The sequence below is a fragment of the Agrobacterium sp. CG674 genome, assembly GCF_053521645.1.
This window is the reverse complement of sequence record NZ_JBNWDZ010000008.1, coordinates 21,772-39,247: the sequence shown is the minus strand read 5'-3', so window position 1 is coordinate 39,247 and position 17,476 is coordinate 21,772. Positions and strand designations below refer to the sequence as shown.

Here is a 17,476-nt window from a genome sequence, read left to right as displayed (position 1 = left end):
CCTCAACCGTAATGCACGCGCCGCTCAACGAAGCGGAACTGGAAGGCTGTGAGCGCAATGACGATCACCATCAGGATAACGGATTGCGCCGCCGATGAACCAAGGTCGAGATTGACGAAACCGTCATTGTACACCTTGTAGACCAGCGTCTCCGTGGCCTTTGCCGGTCCGCCGCCCGTCACGGAATGGATGATGCCGAATGTATCGAAGAAGGCATAGACCGTGTTGACCACCAGCAGGAAGAAGGTGGTGGGTGCGAGCAGCGGGAAGATGATGGTCCAGAACCGACGCGCACCGCGCGCACCATCGATGGCGGCGGCTTCCAGAAGCGATTTTGGAATGGCCTGCAGGCCTGCCACGAAAAACAGAAAGTTATAGCTGATCTGTTTCCATGCGGCCGCCGCAACCACCAGCGTCATCGCCTGATTGCCATTCAGCAGTGGGTCCCAGTCAATGCCGTTTCTGCGCAGAATATAGGCGAAGGTGCCCATGGCCGGGTTGAACATGAACAGCCAGAGCATGCCGGCCACGGCAGGTGCGACCGCATAGGGAATGATCATCATGGTGCGGTAAAAGCCCTTGCCGCGCACCACGAGATCTGCAGCGGTGGCCAGCAAAAGGGCCGCGCCCATGGAGACGAGTGCCGTGGCAATGCTGAAGACGACCGTCACCTGCAAGGCATGCAGGTAGTTCGGATCTGATAGAATGGCAGAGAAATTGTCAAAGCCGACAAAGCGGCTCTGCAGACCGAATGGGTCCTCACTCATGGCAGACTGATACAGTGCCTGACTGGCGGGCCAGAAGAAAAACACCACGGTCAGGATGATCTGCGGGGCGACCAGAAAATAGGGAAGGATTTTGTTGGGAAAGACGACGCTTTGCAAAGGCGGGCTCCTTTAGAGCATCCGACAGGTCATGTCGGATGTCTCACAATAGTCGGATGCTTGTGTAGTCAGGCGGTGCCGCGCAGTGCACACCGCAATGGTATCATGGCTGCCAGCACCTTTAAGCACCAGCAGCCAGGTTTGTTATCGGCCAACGGCCTGCTGAATGGCCGCATTGCCGCGCTCGACAGCCTTATCAAGTGCTGCCTTGGCATCCTGCTTGCCCGCAAGCATCGTCTCGAACTCTTCGTTCATGATGTCGCGGACCTGCGGAAGATTGACGAGGCGCACACCCTTGGAGTTTGCTGTTGGCGGCTTGCCCATCATCTGGAGAAGCGGCGTTTCGCGAGCCGGGTTCTTGCCGTAAAAGCCCGATGCCTTGGTGTCCTCATAGGCGGCCAGTGTCACCGGCATGTAGCCTGAAACCTGGTGCAGGCGAGACTGAATCTTGGTCTGCGACAGGAACTGGAAGAACGCCGCCGTGCCCTTATACTCATCGTCGGATTTGCCGCCGAAGACCCAGAGGCTCGCGCCGCCCGGAATCGTGTTCTGCGGGCGTCCTTCGCCTTCGTAATAAGGCAGCTGGCCGATGCCGTAATTCATGCCGCTCTTGACGATATCGCCAAGGCCGCCGGATGATTCCGTCAGAATGCCGCATTCGCTCGATGTGAACAGCTGCTTTGCCTCAGATGTTCTGCCGCCGTAACGGAATGTGCCATCCTTGGCCAGATCGGCAATGGCCTGAAAATGCTTGACGAATGGCTCGGAATTGAAGGCCAGCTTGACGTCTGTTCCGGCAAGGCCGTTTTCATTGCTGCCATAGGACAGGTTGTTCCAGGCGGCAAAGTTTTCGGTCTGGATCCAGGTCAGCCATGTTGAGGTAAAGCCGCAGGGTGCAGCACCGCTGGACTTGATTTTCTTTGCGGCTTCAAACACGGCAGGCCATGTCTTTGGCGGGTTCTCAGCGTCGAGCCCGGCCTTCGTGAAGATGTCCTTGTTGTAGTACATGATCGGCGAAGAGGAGTTGTAGGGGAAGGACAGCATGGTGCCGTCAGGCTTGGAATAATAGGAAACGATGCCCGGCAGATAGTCGGCCTTGTTGAAGGTCAGGCCAGCTTTTTCCAGAACGTCCGCCACAGGAACGATGGCACCCTGCGCACCCATCATCACGCCGCTGCCTGCATCAAACACCTGAATGATGGCTGGAGGCTGCTTGGCGCGGAAGGCGGCAATGCCCGCATTCAGCGTTTCCGGGTAGGTTCCCTTGAAAACCGGCAGGACCTTGTAATCCTTTTGGCTCTCGTTGAATTCCTTTGAAAGCTGCTCGACAACCTCATTGTTGGCGCCAGTCATGGCATGCCACCATTGAATTTCCGTGGCGGCCATGGCGCTGGACGCCATCAGCAGTGCAGATGTGGCAACGGTGACCGAAGTGAAGACGGCTTTCATGGAATTTCCTCCCTACCATGAACTGATTTTGGGCGATCATGAATCGCCACGTTCTTCATGATCACTTTCAAACATTAGTCGCAACTGATTTCTGTCATAAAACTGTCACAATAGCGGGCGCGGCAGTGGAAACTGCCAAAAATGGACGGGCAGCCCCTCTTTTTTAGGCGTTTTGTTATCCCGGCTAATATCGTAAGTGAACATCATCGACAGGGTTGCGGGGTGCAGGGCAGATGGCTGCGAAAGAAAAACTTGATGACAGGGAAAAGCAGACCCACCGCCGGGGCTTTGGTGTTTCCACCGTCTATGAAACGCTGCGCAACGAAATCATCGAACTGAAGCTTGCCCCCGGAAGCCCCATTGACGAGGTGCAGCTTTCCGAACGTTTCGAGCTTTCCAGAACGCCCATCCGTGAGGCTCTGGTGAAGCTGTCCTCCGAGGGCCTGATCACGACGCTGACCAACCGCGCCACCATCGTCTCGCAGATCGACTTTCTCGGCCTGCCGGAATTTTTCGATGCCTTGACGTTGATGTACAGGGTCACCACACGGCTTGCGGCGGGCCGGCACGAAGAGGCGGATATTCCGCTCATCCTGTCGTCTCAGGCGGCTTTCGAAAGTGCCGTCAACGAGCGCGATGTGCTTGGCATGATTTCCACCAATCGAGACTTCCACGTGGCCATCGCACTTGCTGGGCGCAACCGCCATTACACGGAATTGTTCACCCGCCTGCTGGATGAGGGCAGACGTATTCTGCGGCTCTATTATTCATCCTTCAATGATGTCCTGCCGCGCCACTATGTGACGGAGCATGAGGATATGATCGCCGCCATCATCGAGCGTGATATCGAGAAAGCAGACCGCATCGCCGTTGCCCATGCTGACCAGATCGTCCAGCAGATCCGCTCCTATATCGCTGCCGATACGCGCCAGACCACCAACATGCCGCTTTAAATCCTGCGTTCTGTGGTCATGACGAAGTGCTCTGATCGTGCTCACGCCATTTGTATTTTATTTGTCGACAGAGCTGATGTCCTGTGATAATTCATCTACCCATGATGGATAGGGCGCTCGCGCCTGAGTTTAAACGAGGCTGAACACATGGCAGATACGATCTTCTCCGGCTGCATCCCCGCTCTCATGACGCCGTGCAACCCGGATCGCACACCGGACTTCGACGGTCTGGTAAAGACAGGCAAGGAGCTGATCGCGGCGGGCATGTCTGCGGTTGTCTATTGCGGATCGATGGGCGACTGGCCGCTTCTGACCGATGAGCAGCGCCAGGAAGGCGTGCGCCGCCTTGCCGAAGCGGGCATTCCCGTGATTGTCGGTACCGGCGCCATCAACACCCAATCGGCGGTCAGCCATGCAGCCCATGCCGCAAAGGTTGGCGCGAAGGGCCTGATGGTCATTCCACGCGTTCTGTCGCGCGGTTCGTCCTCATCCGCGCAGAAGGCGCATTTCTCTGCCATTCTGGAAGCAGCAAACGGCTTGCCGGCTGTTATTTATAACAGCCCCTATTATGGCTTTGCCACCCGTGCCGATCTGTTCTTTGACCTGCGGTCGCGCTATTGCAACCTGATCGGCTTCAAGGAATTTGGCGGCAAGGCGGATATGACCTATGCGGCTGAAAACATCACCGCAGGCGATGATGATCTGACCTTGATGGTGGGTGTGGATACCGGCGTCTACCACGGTTTCGTCAATTGCGGCGCAGGCGGTGCCATCACCGGCATCGGCAACGCGCTACCACGCGAGGTTCTCCACCTCGTTTCGCTGTGCGAAAAGGCAGCCAAGGGCGATGCCACAGCGCGCCGTGAGGCGCTTGAGCTCGAAGAAGCTCTCACCGTGCTGTCTTCCTATGATGAAGGCCCGGATCTGGTGCTTCACTACAAATATCTGATGGTGCTGAATGGTGCCGAGGAATATTCGCTGCACTTCAACGAAAGCGATGAACTTAGCGCTTCGCAGCGCCGCCAGCTTGAAAATCAGTATGCGCTGTTCAAGGCCTGGTACGCGTCACGCTATCCGAACTGATATCGTCGATAGCTGAAATGAAAAATGCGCCCGGTGGGGCGCATTTTTTGTTCGTTGTGCAATTCGGTGCAATCAGGCGACAGCCATTTCCTCGAAATTCGCCGGTTCCCGCTCACTGAGATAGTCGACAAGATCCTTGATCGTGACGAGGTGAAGCCCGTGGCGTGCCGCAAACACCTTCAGTTGCGGCAGCCGTGCCATGGTGCCATCATCATTGGCCACTTCACAGATCGTGCCGCTCGGGAACCTGCCCGCAAGGCGGCACAGATCGACAGCTGCTTCCGTATGCCCGGTGCGGCCCAGAACGCCGAGGGGATTTGCGCGTAGCGGGAAGATGTGGCCAGGCCGGGCAAAATCGTCTGGTTTTGCGTCAGCCGATATCAGCGCACGAACCGTGTTGGCACGGTCGCTGGCGGAAATTCCGGTCGTGGTGCCCGGAATATAGTCCACGGAAACGGTAAAGGCCGTCTTGTGGAACTCCGTGTTGCGCGGCACCATCAGGGGAATGTCCAGCTCATCCAGCCTTTCGCCGGGTATGGCCACACAGATCAAGCCACGCGCGTGGTTCATCATGAAAGCAACCTGCTCAGCAGTAATGCTGTCGGAGGCGACAATGATGTCGCCCTCGTTTTCGCGGTTCTCATCATCCACCACGATGACCATGTCACCGCGTGCAATGGCTGCCACCGCCTCTTCAATTTTGGAAATAGTCATGTCTTGCCTTTCAAGGGTTATGCTGTTGCCAGCACTTTCGCGTTTTTTCAAAACGCCAAATCTCCCTTGGGCGAACAACGCAACGCTCCCCCGCTGCGTGCAGGAGATGCCACCTTGTTCTCTTCCATCCGGACTATACCGTCGGCTCCGGCATCTCACCGGATCTGCTGACCTTCCGGCCAGGCCGGAAGCGCTCGCGGGCTCCGGGAAAAATCCCGATACCGCCGGTGGGGAATTGCACCCCGCCCTGAGAACAGATCGAGCATATGGCAAGGAATAGCCGCTAGGCAAGGGGCAAAGATTGCCTGCAAAGAGGCGTTGCTGAAATGAATTTGCGCTGGATCGCAACGTTTTGCTGTTTATCGCACCCCCACGTTTTCATGGGCGTTACTGCTCGCAGATGTCACCAGCTATAGCCTCATAGCACTGTACAGGATACGATACGGTGACACGATCCGAAGTCAAAACAGGCTGTTATGTTGATTATCAATGATCACACTTGAGCAGGTCGCTTTCCGCGCAGGATGCTCCATCAGCACGGCAAGCCGTGTACTGAACAGGACCGGGCCGGTTAGTGCCGAGATGGTGCGTAAGGTGCGCCGTGCGGCGGCGGAAATTGGTTACAGGCATATCGCAAACAAAGCTGGCGATAGCCGTCGATCACGCGCTGTCGTTGGCGTCCTGGTGCCGAGCATTTCCAATCCGGTGTTTGCCGCATCTCTTGCGGGCATTCAGCGTCGCCTGCAGGCCGCTGAGCATAGTGTGTTGATTGCACAGTCCAATTATGATCCGTCCAGCGAGGCTTCGGCTGTCGCATCGCTCCTTGAGGAACACCCGACCGGGTTAATCTTGACGCTCTGCGATCCGCGTTGCAGCGATGCCCTTTCGGCAGCATTGCCACCCACCGTTCTGCTGAACAATTTGCCGATGCCGCGGTTTCAAGCGGCGGTCACCGTCGATAATTTTCAGGCAAGCTACGAGCTTACCCGTTTCTTGATGGATAAGGGTCATCACCATATCCTGTTCGTATCCGGGTATTTCACCTCCTCTGACAGGGCACGGCTGCGTTATGAGGGGCACTGTAAGGCGCTGGCCGACAACGGGCTCAGACCGCTCGAAGCGCTGCAAATTGGCTTTCTCGACGGATACGAAAACCTTGATCTGCTGGATGTGGTGGAAAATATCAGGCCAAGTGCCATCATCGCCTCCAATGACCTTCTGGCGCTTGCTGTCATCAGCGCTCTGAGACGACATGGTATTTCGGTTCCCGGTCATATCTCGGTTTGCGGTTTCGACGGCATTTCCATCGGGCGAATGCTCGAGCGGCCCTTGACCACAATACGGATGCCGGATGCAGACATGGGCACCGCCGCTGCCGCATTGCTGCTGGATATTGCGCAGAACGCAGCGCCACCAAGGCATCTGCGGGTTGGGTATCAATTGTTCGCCGGCGCAACAGTCGCCTAGCATGATTGCCTGGCGCAACAGGCCCGCTTGATCCGAGCTATCTCAAAAAACAAAAAAGGAGGTGACAAAGCCACCTCCTCAACGTCGTGCCTGGTGTCTTCAAGACCTGCGCGGCAGAAGTTTTTTCACTTCATCGGCCGCGTCATTCAAGGCTTCGTCAGGCTTGGCATTCTGCTCGACGATGCGCGACAGGTTTTCAACGATGGTCTGGGTAACCTTTACACCGTTTGTACCCGGGAAAGCGTACCAAGGAATCATGCGCGACATCTGTGAAAGCCCAGCTTGGAACAGCGGGTTTTCCTTGTAGAAATTGCCGAGATATTCCGGTGACTTTGCAGCCAACTCGTTGTTTGGAACATAACCTGTGCCCGGCACGACAACGGATGCACCGTAAGGGCCGGCTGCAAACTTCGCGAAGGTCCATGCAGCCTTTTGCTTTTCGGCATCCTTTGTCAGAATAACCACAGCATTGCCGCCTGTTGGCAGCTTGCCATTTTCTGCGTCGATCAGCGGAATTTGTGCTGTGCGCAGATCGAACTTGTCACCGACATTCTTGATGGTGTTGCGAAGGGCGCCCGTTGTCTGAAACGCAAAGCCGATCTTACCAGCGGCAAAGGCCTGTTCGCCAGCTTGCTTGGTCAGAACCGGAAGACCGCCTTCCTTGACCATCTTGTCGAGAACGGCAACGGCCTTCTGGCCTGCCTCACCATTAAAGGTCACCTTCGTTTCGTCTGCGTTCAGCATGGTGCCGCCTGCGCCGAACAGCAAAGCGGAGAACATCCAGTCATCGCCCTGCCAGCGGAAATCGATGCCTTCATTTCCATCGCCGAGCGCCTTGATCTTCCCGCCAAGCGCAATCACCTCATCCCAGGTCTTTGGCGGAACATCCGGGTTGCCACCGGCTTTGCGAACCAGATCGGCGTTGTAATACATGATCGGGTTCGAGGTTGCGAAGGCGAGGCCAACCTGCTTGCCGTCCACCTGGGCAAGCTTCAGAATATTGTCTGAAAAGCCTTGCTCAGCCATGTTGCCATCGGCTTTGACGAGCGGCCCAAGATCAACAGGAATGTCACGCTCGTTGACCATGCGCAGACGGTTAAGGCCGATGAAGGTCAGATCAGGCATTTCGGCCGTTCCGGCCTGGCGCATGATGGTCTGGATGCCTTCCTCGTAGGTTGCGGAAGGATTGGCGAACTGGATTTTGATCTCTGGGTTCTCTTCCATGAACTTCTTCGAAATGTTGTCCATCACATCCTTGAAGAAGCCCGGCATTGGATAATGCACGGTCAGCACTGTCTCTGCCTTTGCGGGCATGGCAGCAAAGGCAACCGAGACGGCAAGCGCCGTCAATGCGTGTCTGATAAGATTCATGGCACGTTCTCCGTTAAATGGTGAGGGTAGTGTTTATGCTGTCCGGCTCAACCTTTGAGGCCGGTCATGGTGATGCCTTCGATAAAGCTCTTCTGGGCAGCCAGAAACGCAAGAACGAGGGGAAGAGTGATGATGAGCGTTGCAGCCATCAGCGCGCCGTAGTCGTCTCCCGCTTCCGCAGCACGGAAGTAGAGAAGGCCAAGCGGCGGTGTTGCATAGGTCTGGTTCGTCACGACGATCAGCGGCCAGAACAGATCGTTCCAGTGGGCGACGACCGAGAAGATCGCAAAGGCCGTGACCGCTGGCCAGGCATTGGGCAAAATGACACGGGTGACGATGCCAGCTTCGGTCATTCCATCCAGCCGGGCTGCGTGGATAAGATCGTCCGGCATTGCCCGAAAGAACTGCAGGAACAGGAAGATCGCGAACACCGAGATCGAGAAAGGTGCGACCAGCGCCATATAGCTGTTGAGCACCGACATGCGGTCGAAGGCGACATAAAGCGGCAAGGCGGTTGCGTGGATCGGCACCAGCAGCCCCAGCATGACCATGATCATCAATGCCCGCGCCGCCTTGAATTTCAATTTCGCCATGGCGTAGGCGCAGGGCACTGCGACGATAACCTGAATGAACAGGATCAGCGCGCAGACGATGGCACCGTTCAAGAGAAGATGCGGCATGGAAACCCGCGTCATGGCCTTGGTGAAGTTGGCCATGTAGCTCCATGTCTGCGGAATGAGCGACAGAGACGAGGAAAATATCTCGCTTTGCGCTTTGCCAGCCGTCGAAATCATGAAGATGTAGGGCGACAGGAAGATGAGCGCGCCAATTGTCAGAATGCACAGGCGGATCACGCGGCCCAATGTCATCGTTGGTGGGAGAGTGGCGGACTGCGTCATGAGTAATGCACCTTGCGGTCAAGAACGCGGTACTGGAGGAACATCAGGACCACCAGAATGGCGAGGAAGATCACAGTCATGGCTGACGCATAGCCGACGCGCAGATAGACAAACCCTTCCTGATAGATCGTGAAAAGAAGCACTTCGGATGCCTTGTTTGGCCCGCCTTCGGTCAAGGCTTTTACGGTCTCGAAGACCTTGACCGAATTGATGATGCTGATCGTCACCACAAACAGCGTGGTCGGCGCCAGCATCGGCCATGTGACGAGGCGGAAACGCTCGAAACTGGAGCGGACGCCATCCATTTCCGCCGCCGCGTAAAGATCACGTGGAATGGCCGTCAGGCCTGCCAGAAACAGCACCATGTTGAAACCGACGGACTGCCAGATGCCGATGATGGCAAGGCTTGGCAAAACCGTGCTGGACGAACCGAGCCAGTTGGGACCGGCGATGCCGAAGACGCCCAGCATCATGTTCACAGGGCCGATACTCGGGTGCAGCATATATTGCCAGACCGTTGCCATGGCCACCAACAGGGAGGCAACCGGCAGGAAGTAGACTGTGCGGAAAAACGCCTTCGCCCGCGGCTCAGCTTCGATAAGCATGGCAATGCCGAGGCCAAAGAAAATTGAGAAGGGCGTGACAATGGCCGTGTAGACAACAGTGTTCCACAGCGATGTGCGGAACGTGCGGTCACTGAAGAGCTCGACATAGTTCTCAAATCCGACAAAGCGAAAATTGGAATAGCCAAGTTCGAAATCGGTAAAGCCCAGCACGATGACGGCGACCGTCGGAACGATGATGAACAGCATCATGAGGACGATGGCCGGTCCCGCAAGCAGCCATGCGGTGCGGCTTTCGCGCCTGGCGGCGATCTCTGCCTGCGTCGGTGTCGGGGCGGCGAAAACGGATGCGGTCAACTCAGCCATGAAGCAACTCCGGCGCACCAACGATGGAAACCTGCGTTGTGATGCGCTCACCATCGGCACCGAAGAGCAACGCCTTGTCCGGCTGGATTGCCAGATGAACCGGCTTGCCGGGGCCTAGATTTGCTGCGTCAGACGGCGTGAGCTTGACGACGACAGTCTCGCCCATACCGTCAAGGCGTGCAAAGAGGATGACTTCCGAGCCGAGGAACTCAAGACGTTCCACCGTTGCAGCCATCGTGTCTCTGGATTGCGATGCCAGCCTCACAAACTCCGGGCGAATGCCGACGGTGATGTCGTCGCCATGCGACAGGCTCGACGCCGCGATGGTGATGCCACCGAATTGCACCATGCCATTGGCAGTCGCCCTTGTCGGCAGCAGGTTGATCCGAGGCTGGCCGATGAACCGGGCAACCTCGATATGGGAGGGGTCTTCATAAATCGTCTGTGGCGTAGCGAGTTGAAGAAGTCTGCCACCAATCATAACGGCCACACGGCTTGCCATGGACAGTGCTTCCGACTGGTCGTGCGTGACATAGAGTGCCGGAACGCCTGACTTGCGCTGCAGTTCGACGATTTCGCCACGCGCATGGACACGCAGGTTGGCATCGAGGTTGGACAGAGGCTCATCCATCAGGAACAAGGCTGGATGGCGAACCATGGCGCGGGCAAGAGCCACACGCTGGCGCTGACCGCCAGACATCTGGCCGGGCTTGCGATCCAGCAGATGGCCGATCTTCAAGGAGGCAGCCATCGCCTCGACTTCTTTGAGAATGCCTTGGCGGATGGCTTTCTGACCGGGTAAAAGATTGCCGATAATCGGCAGACGTTGCGTGGCGGTGAGGCGACGCATGGCAAGCGGCACTGCGATGTTCTGGCCAGCCGTCAGATGCGGATAGAGCGCATAGGATTGGAACACCATGGCGATGTTGCGGTCAGCGGCTGTCAGGTTCGACAGTATCTTTCCGCCAAGGCTGATCTCACCTTGATCGGCATGGTCCAGACCCGCGACGATGCGAAGAAGCGTGCTCTTGCCGCAGCCGGACGGGCCGACGAGCGCAATGAATTCGCCGGGTTCAGCCTCAAGGCTTACGCCCTTGAGAATATCGTTCGAGCCGAAAGACTTTGTGATGTTGGAGAGAGACAGCACGCTCATTCCGCCGCTTCCTTCTTCTTGAGAGCGGATGGATAGACCTCTGCGACCACATCATCGAGATAATAGGGCTTCAGCCCTTCCACGGAAACCAACTGGCTTTCCACCGTTTCTCCGAGATGGTGAACTGCCGCACCAAGCAGCCGCGATCCCGGCATTTCGCGCTCCATATCTCCCAGAATGAAGGAGGACGGTGGCGCCCAGACGAGGGTGGTGTCGCCGTGACGGCCTATCCAGCTCCAGTGCAGATGGCCGGAACCGACCAGCGCAACATCATGCTTGGCGATAAGCTCCAGCAGCCGCATGCGCGGCTCAAACGGTGCGCTCCAGTATCCCGCTTCCGGTTCGTTGGCGTCATCGACAAAAAGCGGTTTGTGCGTGAAGATTGCGACCCGTCGGCCGTCGCGGCTCTCAAGGGCTTGTTCCAGCCAGCGTTCCTGCGCCTCTTCATCTGCGCCACCAAGCCCGATCAGAAGACTATTAAGGCCGATGATGCGCCAACGATCCGTATCTTCGACCCAGTGGTCGGGGCCGACGAGGCGATGCCAGCGGTCCAAGCGCTCGGCATTGACCGGCTGTGCCGACCCATGGAAATGTCCAACATCGTGATTGCCAGGAACAATCAGCATCGGCACGGACAATTGCCGCATCATGTCCATGGCAAAAGCGATGTCTTCTTCGAAATCGGCACCATCGACGCTGAGATCACCGGTATGAACGACCAGATCAGGCTTTTCGCTTTCGATCCAGTGAACCAGCGGCTCCCAGTTGTCGTTGAAATGTGGCTTGTTGGGGCTGAGATGGGTGTCTGTGATCTGGACGATTTTCAAGATGTAACTCCGGTAACTCAGTTTGTCCGGAGAATGCCCTCAAGCACGACCCCGCCATATGTTGCCGCCTTGTTTAGTCATTGATGATGTCAGTACGGCTACAGTTTCTGTCAGTGGTTTTTCAGTTTTGTTGCAAAACCTTCACACGCTCGATGTTCTCACGAACGACGTTTGAAAACTGGATTTGGCGAAAGAAGCTTTCCTCATGGGATATACACGTCTGCCATACGGCAGACGCGCGATCCCTGTTGCACAATCGTCTCCTCACCGGTCGGATGAGTACGTTGTATTCTGGCGAAACAAGGCAGGACCAAATTACCGCCTGTCTACGCTCCCGCAATGAGCTCTGGCTCCGACGTTTCTAGAACTTACGGCTGATGGAGAGCTTGAAATTACGGCCGGGCATTGCCGACACACCGTCGGAAAGATACGGCTCGTATAGCTTGTCAAAAATGTTCTCTACCCCTGCATGGACCTCTGTTCCGGCCATGAAACCTTCTTTCGGAGTCCAGTCCAGAAACAGTCCGTGAACCGCATATCCCGAGCTTTCGGGGCGGGCGTAGAAGTATCCGGTTCCCTGATTGACGGGCGTATGGGTCTGCGCGGCAACAAAGTGTCCCGTCCAGCCAAACGATAGATCCCAGTCCGGCACACGGTAGCCGAGCGCAGCATTTGCTGTTAGCGGCGACATATCATTTGGATAGGTCTTTGCTCCATAGATGTCATTAATTCATCTTTCATTTTGAGGAACGCTGCTATTGATTGGTACAGGCGATTGCTGAGGTTTTGCGCGGGTGACGCACCTCTTGTCTACGTTAGCTAGGCTAGATTACGGTCGATCATCGGGGCTAAGGAGCTTTCCAGGTCTTCAAAAGCATGCCAACAAATTTCTCCGCAGCTGGAGACAAAACGCTACTGCGTCGTTGAACAATACCTATTGTGCGCGAAACCACCGGCTCGACGATCGGGCGTGATACCAGAAAGGGGTGATCCTCCTGCGGTGTCGCAAGTCTCGGTAACACAGATATTCCCAATCCCGCCTCTACAAGCCCTAGAGACGTATTGAGGTGAGTAACTTCATAGGACCAGTTCAGCTTTAGATTGTGTCTCGCGAGCGCCCCGTCGAGAAGCGTTCTGTTCCCGCTAGATCGATCTACGACCACAAGCGGATATTCCTCCAGTTGATTCCACTGGATCGTTTCGAACTCCGCGAGTGGGTGATCTTTCCTCATGGCGAGAACAAATGGGTCGTCAATAAGTGGCTCAAAGGAAAGATCTGGATCCGAGTTTCCCATGAGGTTGATGCCGAATTCCACCTCACCCCGCGCCACTGCCTGAAGGCCCTCGTTGGCGGTAAGGTCACGGATGCGGAGTCGGATGTGAGGATATTGCTCGCTGAACGTTCTGATGACGATGGGGAGAAAGTAGAACGCTGCCGTTGGAACACAGGCCATGGTGATCAGACCACGCCGTTGCGTGCCGTCTTTCATCGCGAACAGAGAGCCATCAAATTCTTCAAGCATTCGCCGGACGAGCGGCATGACTTCCTGGCCCATAGCCGTCGGCGCGACATGGCGGGTTGTCCGCTCCAGCAATGGCGCCCCGATAGATTGTTCGAGTTTTTGGATGCGCCTTGTCAGTGCAGGCTGTGAGATATGGAGGGCTTCAGCAGCCCTGTGGAAGCTTTCCAGTTCAACCACCGCTTGAAAGGCGCGCAGATCCAAGATTTCGCAATTGATGCTCATATCGCAATAATCCTCCAAAACATTGCATTTAACAAATAGTCCTCTCTTCCTCATATTGCAACAACGCGATGGATTGATCCATCAAATGCAAGATTGAGGCACCCATGAACGATCTTCAAAAGATACCTTGTGTCCTGATGCGGGGCGGCACCTCGCGAGGTCCATTCTTCCTGGCGTCTGATCTGCCAAGCGATCAGGCACAGAAAGACGCAGCACTTTTGTCCATCATGGGCTCTGGCCATCCCCTGCAGATCGACGGCATCGGTGGCGGTAATCCGGTTACCTCGAAAGTCGCAATCATCGGCCCGTCGAATGTGAAGGGTGCAGATATCGATTACCTCTTTGCTCAGGTCAGGACAGACCGCCAGTATGTCGATTACTCGCCCAATTGCGGCAACATGCTGGCCGCCGTCGGCCCGTTTGCAATCGAGGCCGGCCTTGTTTCGGGCCAGGGGGAAGATACGCTCGTTCGTATTCACAACGTGAACACGGGAAAGCTGATTGAAGCCAAAGTTCCTACTCATGGCAATGAGGTCGTTTATCTCGGAAATGCATCTATTGATGGTGTACCCGGCCTTGCGGCGCCGATCGCTTTGACTTTCATGGATGCGTCGGGCGCTAAAACCGGCAAGCTGCTTCCTACGGGCCAGCCCGTGGACGTAATCGATGGAATCGACGTGACCGCAATCGACTGCGCGATGCCAATGGTGCTCATGCGAGCAGCCGATCTCGGCCTTACCGGCTATGAAGACCCCGCCGTTCTGTCAAAAAATCGCGAGTTGATTGATCGGCTCAAACGAATCCGCGTCAAGGCTGGTGCTCTCATGGGAATGGGCGACGTAACCGATATGGTTATTCCCAAGCCCGTTATCATCTCGCCAGCCCGCAATGGCGGGACCCTGTCTGTGCGATACTTCATGCCCGACGAGTGCCATCCGGCACTTGCGACAACCGGAGCGGTCGGTATCGCCACGGCAGCAGTTACCGAGGGAACGGTCGTTTTTGAACAAGCCGGACGACCGACCGTCCCCGCGCAGATACAGATCGAGCATCCCGCGGGCCGTCTTGATGTTCAACTTGAGATGAGAAACGGTGCCATTACCGCCGGTCTGGTCAGAACGGCACGCAGACTTTTTGAGGGTTACGCGTTTGCGAAACCTGCTGAGGCAACTCAGAAATCCGCATAACAGACACAAGATCGATAAAGACAATAGACAATCGGGAGGAGACCCCTATGCGTAAATTCCTTTTAGCAACAGCCGCGCTTTGTGCGCTCGCAGCATCCGCAAACGCTGAATCCGTGAGAATGAGCGTCGGATCCTATAATCTCAACAACCTGCCTTTCCCTGTAGCTGCGAGCCTTGGTTACTACAAGGATGAAGGGCTTGATGTTACAACCGAGAACTTCGCGCAAGGCGGATCCAAGGTTCTCCAGGCACTCGTCGCTGGTTCAACGGATGTTGCGGTCGGTTTTTACGACCACACGATCCAGATGCAGTCTCAGAACAAGCACGTCGTTGGCTTTGTAATGCTGGCACGCAACTCTGGGCTAGTACTGGCTGGCACCAATGATACCGACTTCGACCCTGCAAAGCCTGAGACAATCAAGGGCAAGAAAGTCGGCATCACTTCGCCTGGTTCATCTTCCGACTTCTTCATTCGCTATTACCTGAAGCAACACAATCTGAGTGAAGACGATATTTCCATCATCGGCGTAGGGTCCGGTGCGGCAGCCGTTGCAGCGTTGCAGCAAGGCAAGATCGACCTACTGGTGAATTATGACCCGGCGGCTACGATTGTCGTTGAGCGTGGATTGGGTAAGATCCTGATCGATGCACGCAGCGACCAGGGCGCAAAGGATGTCTACGGCGGCATCTATCCAACCTCCGTTCTCTATGCCACCCAAGAGTACATCGACGCAAATCCAGAAGTCATTCAGAAGGTCACGAATGCGACCGTGAAGGCGCTGCACTGGATGAAGGCGCATTCGGCCGAAGAAATTGTCGAGAAGCTTCCAGAAGACTTCGTGTCTGGCGACAAGCAGACCTACATCAAGGCGGTCGAAGCTGCGAAGGCGATCTTCTCGGACGACGGCAAATTTGTAGCAGGTGATCTGGAAACACCTTTGACTGTCTTGAAAAGCTTCAACGAGGCAGTTGCCAAGGCGACAATCGATCTCAACAGCACCTACACCAACAAGTTCGTCGAGGCCTCGGCTTCGAAGCCAGCTCAGTGAGGGCTTGCCAATGTCCTCGACAATTAGAAAGTTAACGCCAGTGGCAGATACTCAAGCCAAATCAATGGTCGCAATTGATGACGTTACAATGGCGTTCGGCTCGTTCGTCGCCGTTCAGGATGTCAATCTCAAGGTCGGCGATGGAGAGTTCCTCTCCATCGTCGGGCCAACCGGCTGCGGCAAGTCAACCATCCTCAACGCTATCGCTGGCTTGCTGAAGCCAGCGAAAGGGACCGTCGCGATTGATGGCGCTTCAGTCGACGGCGTGCAAAACAACATCGGCTATCTGTTCCAGCAGGACGCTCTCCTTCCTTGGAAAACCGCGTATCAGAATGTCGAGTTGGGTCTCATGTTCAGAGGCGTTCCAGAGGCAGAGCGGCGCAGCAAGGTGCTGGCATGGCTTGAAAAAGTTGGCTTGAAAGGCTTCGAGACACGCTTTCCTCACCAGCTTTCCGGCGGCCAGCGCAAACGTGTGCAGATGGCTCAGGCTCTCATAACCGAGCCGAAGGTCATCTTGATGGACGAGCCATTCTCAGCGCTCGACATCCATACTAGACATCTCATGCAGAACGAGCTTTTGAGACTTTGGCAGGAAGACCGCAGGGCGGTCGTGATGATCACGCATGACCTCGAAGAGGCCATCGCTCTGGGTGACCGCGTTGTCGTTCTGGCTGCAGGCCCAAAAAGCAGGGTGATCGAGAGCTTCCCCGTTGATCTGGAGCGTCCGCGTAACGTCGCGGAAATCAAACTCGATCCGAAATTCATGACTCTGTACCGTGACATCTGGGCATCCCTGCGCGGCGAAGTGGAGAAAAGCTATGCACGCCATTAATATTCGCCTTATTCAGGTCGCGCTCCTTGTTGTCATCCTAGGTGGTTGGCAGCTTGGCGTTGTAACAGGCGTGATCGATCGCTTCTTCTTCCCTGCCCCATTCGATATCGTCAAACAGGTTGTCACATGGATAGCTGACGCTGGTTTTTACAAGCATGTTGGCATTACGCTGAGCGAAACGGTTCTGGGTTACCTCATCGGTACGGGCCTCGGTGTTGCGGCTGGCGTATGGCTTGGACTAAGCCCCTTCGTCGCACGCGTTCTCGATCCCTTCATCAAGGCGGTAAACGCGATTCCCCGCGTTGTTCTCGCTCCGATTTTCGTTCTGTGGCTAGGCTTGGGTCTGTGGTCGAAGGTTGCACTTGCTGTTACGCTCGTGTTCTTCGTTACCTTTTTCAACGCCATGCAGGGCGTCAAGGAAGTGAACCCGGTGGTTCTATCGAACGCCCGCATCCTTGGTGCAAAACGTTCTGACCTCCTGCGTCACGTATATTTCCCTGCAGCAGCGAGCTGGATATTGTCTTCGCTCCGCACCTCGGTTGGCTTTGCGGTCGTGGGCGCTATTATCGGCGAATATCTCGGTGCGTCGGCAGGTCTCGGCTACCTCATCGCCCGTTCGGAAGGCAACTTCGATGCGGTCGGCGTGTTCGCAGGCATCATCATCCTGGCAATGTTCGTCCTCGTCATCGATCTTGTACTTGATTTTGTCGAGAAGAAATTGATTACGTGGCGCCCCAATGCAGGTGAAGAGCGACCTGCATAAGCAAGTTGAGATTGAAACAACTGAAAAGGGGCGATCGATTGATCGCCCCTTTTTCTCGTCGTATCCCTTTTTGTAGCCCCAAGACGAGCCCTAGTGTGCCTAATCACAGCACAGATGGCTTATCCGCCGATCTTCCGCGGAGTTGCCCCAATCAGCTGTAGTTTGCAAAAA

Annotated in this window: 17 protein-coding genes and 1 riboswitch; of the genes, 7 read left to right on the top strand and 10 right to left on the bottom strand. The window is 55.9% G+C overall.

From position 1 onward, the window contains the following. Positions 1-2: 2 nt before the first annotated feature. A complete protein-coding gene (ugpA, locus tag ACQZ51_RS19270; protein WP_448779693.1) occupies positions 3-884 on the bottom strand; it encodes a sn-glycerol-3-phosphate ABC transporter permease UgpA in 882 nt (293 codons plus the stop codon). A 144-nt stretch (positions 885-1,028) separates the two neighbouring features. Beyond that, positions 1,029-2,333, bottom strand: a complete 1,305-nt coding sequence (gene ugpB / locus ACQZ51_RS19265) for a sn-glycerol-3-phosphate ABC transporter substrate-binding protein UgpB (RefSeq protein ID WP_042616875.1) — start codon at positions 2,331-2,333, stop codon at positions 1,029-1,031. Positions 2,334-2,566: 233 nt separating this feature from the next. Between ugpB and ACQZ51_RS19260 the strand changes: the two genes are divergently transcribed. Both ACQZ51_RS19260 and ACQZ51_RS19255 read left to right on the top strand, forming a co-directional pair. After that, positions 2,567-3,286 (top strand): GntR family transcriptional regulator, encoded by a 720-nt coding sequence (locus ACQZ51_RS19260; protein ID WP_448779690.1) that lies wholly within the window; start codon positions 2,567-2,569, stop codon positions 3,284-3,286. A gap of 147 nt (positions 3,287-3,433) precedes the next feature. Further along, a complete protein-coding gene (locus ACQZ51_RS19255) occupies positions 3,434-4,369 on the top strand; it encodes a dihydrodipicolinate synthase family protein (protein WP_448779688.1) in 936 nt (311 codons plus the stop codon). A gap of 72 nt (positions 4,370-4,441) precedes the next feature. Here the strand turns inward: ACQZ51_RS19255 and ribB are convergent, their stop codons facing one another. Next, on the bottom strand, positions 4,442-5,083 hold the full coding sequence (gene ribB / locus ACQZ51_RS19250) for a 3,4-dihydroxy-2-butanone-4-phosphate synthase (RefSeq protein WP_448779686.1): 642 nt from the start codon (positions 5,081-5,083) through the stop codon (positions 4,442-4,444). A 112-nt stretch (positions 5,084-5,195) separates the two neighbouring features. Further along, positions 5,196-5,342, bottom strand: a riboswitch (FMN riboswitch). Positions 5,343-5,572: 230 nt separating this feature from the next. Here ribB and ACQZ51_RS19245 point away from each other — a divergent pair. Then, positions 5,573-6,550, top strand: coding sequence for a substrate-binding domain-containing protein (locus ACQZ51_RS19245; protein ID WP_448779684.1), 978 nt, complete (start codon positions 5,573-5,575; stop codon positions 6,548-6,550). A 99-nt stretch (positions 6,551-6,649) separates the two neighbouring features. Here the strand turns inward: ACQZ51_RS19245 and ACQZ51_RS19240 are convergent, their stop codons facing one another. The 7 genes from ACQZ51_RS19240 to ACQZ51_RS19210 form a co-directional block, all read right to left on the bottom strand. Then, positions 6,650-7,921, bottom strand: a complete 1,272-nt coding sequence (locus ACQZ51_RS19240; protein WP_448779682.1) for an ABC transporter substrate-binding protein — start codon at positions 7,919-7,921, stop codon at positions 6,650-6,652. A gap of 47 nt (positions 7,922-7,968) precedes the next feature. Next, positions 7,969-8,820: a carbohydrate ABC transporter permease gene (locus ACQZ51_RS19235; protein WP_448779680.1), complete on the bottom strand. Its 852-nt coding sequence runs from the start codon at positions 8,818-8,820 to the stop codon at positions 7,969-7,971. Further along, complete coding sequence (locus ACQZ51_RS19230; RefSeq protein ID WP_448779679.1) at positions 8,817-9,749, bottom strand: carbohydrate ABC transporter permease; 933 nt, start codon at positions 9,747-9,749, stop codon at positions 8,817-8,819. The genes ACQZ51_RS19235 and ACQZ51_RS19230 overlap by 4 nt, the downstream gene beginning before the upstream one ends. Beyond that, positions 9,742-10,902, bottom strand: a complete 1,161-nt coding sequence (locus ACQZ51_RS19225) for an ABC transporter ATP-binding protein (protein WP_448779677.1) — start codon at positions 10,900-10,902, stop codon at positions 9,742-9,744. The genes ACQZ51_RS19230 and ACQZ51_RS19225 overlap by 8 nt, the downstream gene beginning before the upstream one ends. Continuing rightward, positions 10,899-11,729: a metallophosphoesterase family protein gene (locus ACQZ51_RS19220; RefSeq protein WP_448779675.1), complete on the bottom strand. Its 831-nt coding sequence runs from the start codon at positions 11,727-11,729 to the stop codon at positions 10,899-10,901. Before ACQZ51_RS19220 ends, ACQZ51_RS19225 begins: the two co-directional genes overlap by 4 nt. Positions 11,730-12,090: 361 nt before the next feature. Continuing rightward, complete coding sequence (locus ACQZ51_RS19215) at positions 12,091-12,420, bottom strand: hypothetical protein (RefSeq protein WP_448779674.1); 330 nt, start codon at positions 12,418-12,420, stop codon at positions 12,091-12,093. A 157-nt stretch (positions 12,421-12,577) separates the two neighbouring features. Beyond that, positions 12,578-13,474, bottom strand: a complete 897-nt coding sequence (locus ACQZ51_RS19210) for a LysR family transcriptional regulator (protein ID WP_448779672.1) — start codon at positions 13,472-13,474, stop codon at positions 12,578-12,580. Between the two features lie 104 nt (positions 13,475-13,578). On the opposite strand from ACQZ51_RS19210, the gene ACQZ51_RS19205 reads away from it, so the two are divergent. The 4 genes from ACQZ51_RS19205 to ACQZ51_RS19190 all read left to right on the top strand — a co-directional run bounded on the left by ACQZ51_RS19205 (position 13,579) and on the right by ACQZ51_RS19190 (position 17,305). Then, the gene (locus tag ACQZ51_RS19205; protein WP_448779671.1) at positions 13,579-14,661 is read left to right on the top strand and encodes a 4-oxalomesaconate tautomerase; all 1,083 of its coding nucleotides are present in this window, start codon (positions 13,579-13,581) and stop codon (positions 14,659-14,661) included. Between the two features lie 47 nt (positions 14,662-14,708). Next, positions 14,709-15,710, top strand: coding sequence for an ABC transporter substrate-binding protein (locus tag ACQZ51_RS19200; RefSeq protein ID WP_448779670.1), 1,002 nt, complete (start codon positions 14,709-14,711; stop codon positions 15,708-15,710). Between the two features lie 64 nt (positions 15,711-15,774). Next, complete coding sequence (locus ACQZ51_RS19195; RefSeq protein WP_448779855.1) at positions 15,775-16,542, top strand: ABC transporter ATP-binding protein; 768 nt, start codon at positions 15,775-15,777, stop codon at positions 16,540-16,542. Further along, positions 16,529-17,305, top strand: coding sequence for an ABC transporter permease (locus tag ACQZ51_RS19190; RefSeq protein WP_448779668.1), 777 nt, complete (start codon positions 16,529-16,531; stop codon positions 17,303-17,305). The genes ACQZ51_RS19195 and ACQZ51_RS19190 overlap by 14 nt, the downstream gene beginning before the upstream one ends. The last annotated feature ends 171 nt before the right edge of the window (positions 17,306-17,476 follow it).

Bases quoted from the DNA above. Each gene is read 5' to 3' on its own strand.
- ACQZ51_RS19255 (WP_448779688.1), top strand. From the start codon at position 3,434: ATGGCAGATACGATCTTCTCCGGCTGCATCCCCGCTCTCATGACGCCG.
- ACQZ51_RS19230 (WP_448779679.1), bottom strand. From the start codon at position 9,749: ATGGCTGAGTTGACCGCATCCGTTTTCGCCGCCCCGACACCGACGCAG.
- ugpB (WP_042616875.1), bottom strand. From the start codon at position 2,333: ATGAAAGCCGTCTTCACTTCGGTCACCGTTGCCACATCTGCACTGCTG.
- ACQZ51_RS19195 (WP_448779855.1), top strand. From the start codon at position 15,775: ATGGTCGCAATTGATGACGTTACAATGGCGTTCGGCTCGTTCGTCGCC.
- ACQZ51_RS19240 (WP_448779682.1), bottom strand. From the start codon at position 7,921: ATGAATCTTATCAGACACGCATTGACGGCGCTTGCCGTCTCGGTTGCC.
- ACQZ51_RS19205 (WP_448779671.1), top strand. From the start codon at position 13,579: ATGAACGATCTTCAAAAGATACCTTGTGTCCTGATGCGGGGCGGCACC.
- ACQZ51_RS19235 (WP_448779680.1), bottom strand. From the start codon at position 8,820: ATGACGCAGTCCGCCACTCTCCCACCAACGATGACATTGGGCCGCGTG.
- ACQZ51_RS19215 (WP_448779674.1), bottom strand. From the start codon at position 12,420: ATGTCGCCGCTAACAGCAAATGCTGCGCTCGGCTACCGTGTGCCGGAC.
- ribB (WP_448779686.1), bottom strand. From the start codon at position 5,083: ATGACTATTTCCAAAATTGAAGAGGCGGTGGCAGCCATTGCACGCGGT.
- ACQZ51_RS19225 (WP_448779677.1), bottom strand. From the start codon at position 10,902: ATGAGCGTGCTGTCTCTCTCCAACATCACAAAGTCTTTCGGCTCGAAC.
- ACQZ51_RS19245 (WP_448779684.1), top strand. From the start codon at position 5,573: ATGATCACACTTGAGCAGGTCGCTTTCCGCGCAGGATGCTCCATCAGC.
- ACQZ51_RS19260 (WP_448779690.1), top strand. From the start codon at position 2,567: ATGGCTGCGAAAGAAAAACTTGATGACAGGGAAAAGCAGACCCACCGC.
- ACQZ51_RS19200 (WP_448779670.1), top strand. From the start codon at position 14,709: ATGCGTAAATTCCTTTTAGCAACAGCCGCGCTTTGTGCGCTCGCAGCA.
- ACQZ51_RS19190 (WP_448779668.1), top strand. From the start codon at position 16,529: ATGCACGCCATTAATATTCGCCTTATTCAGGTCGCGCTCCTTGTTGTC.
- ACQZ51_RS19210 (WP_448779672.1), bottom strand. From the start codon at position 13,474: ATGAGCATCAATTGCGAAATCTTGGATCTGCGCGCCTTTCAAGCGGTG.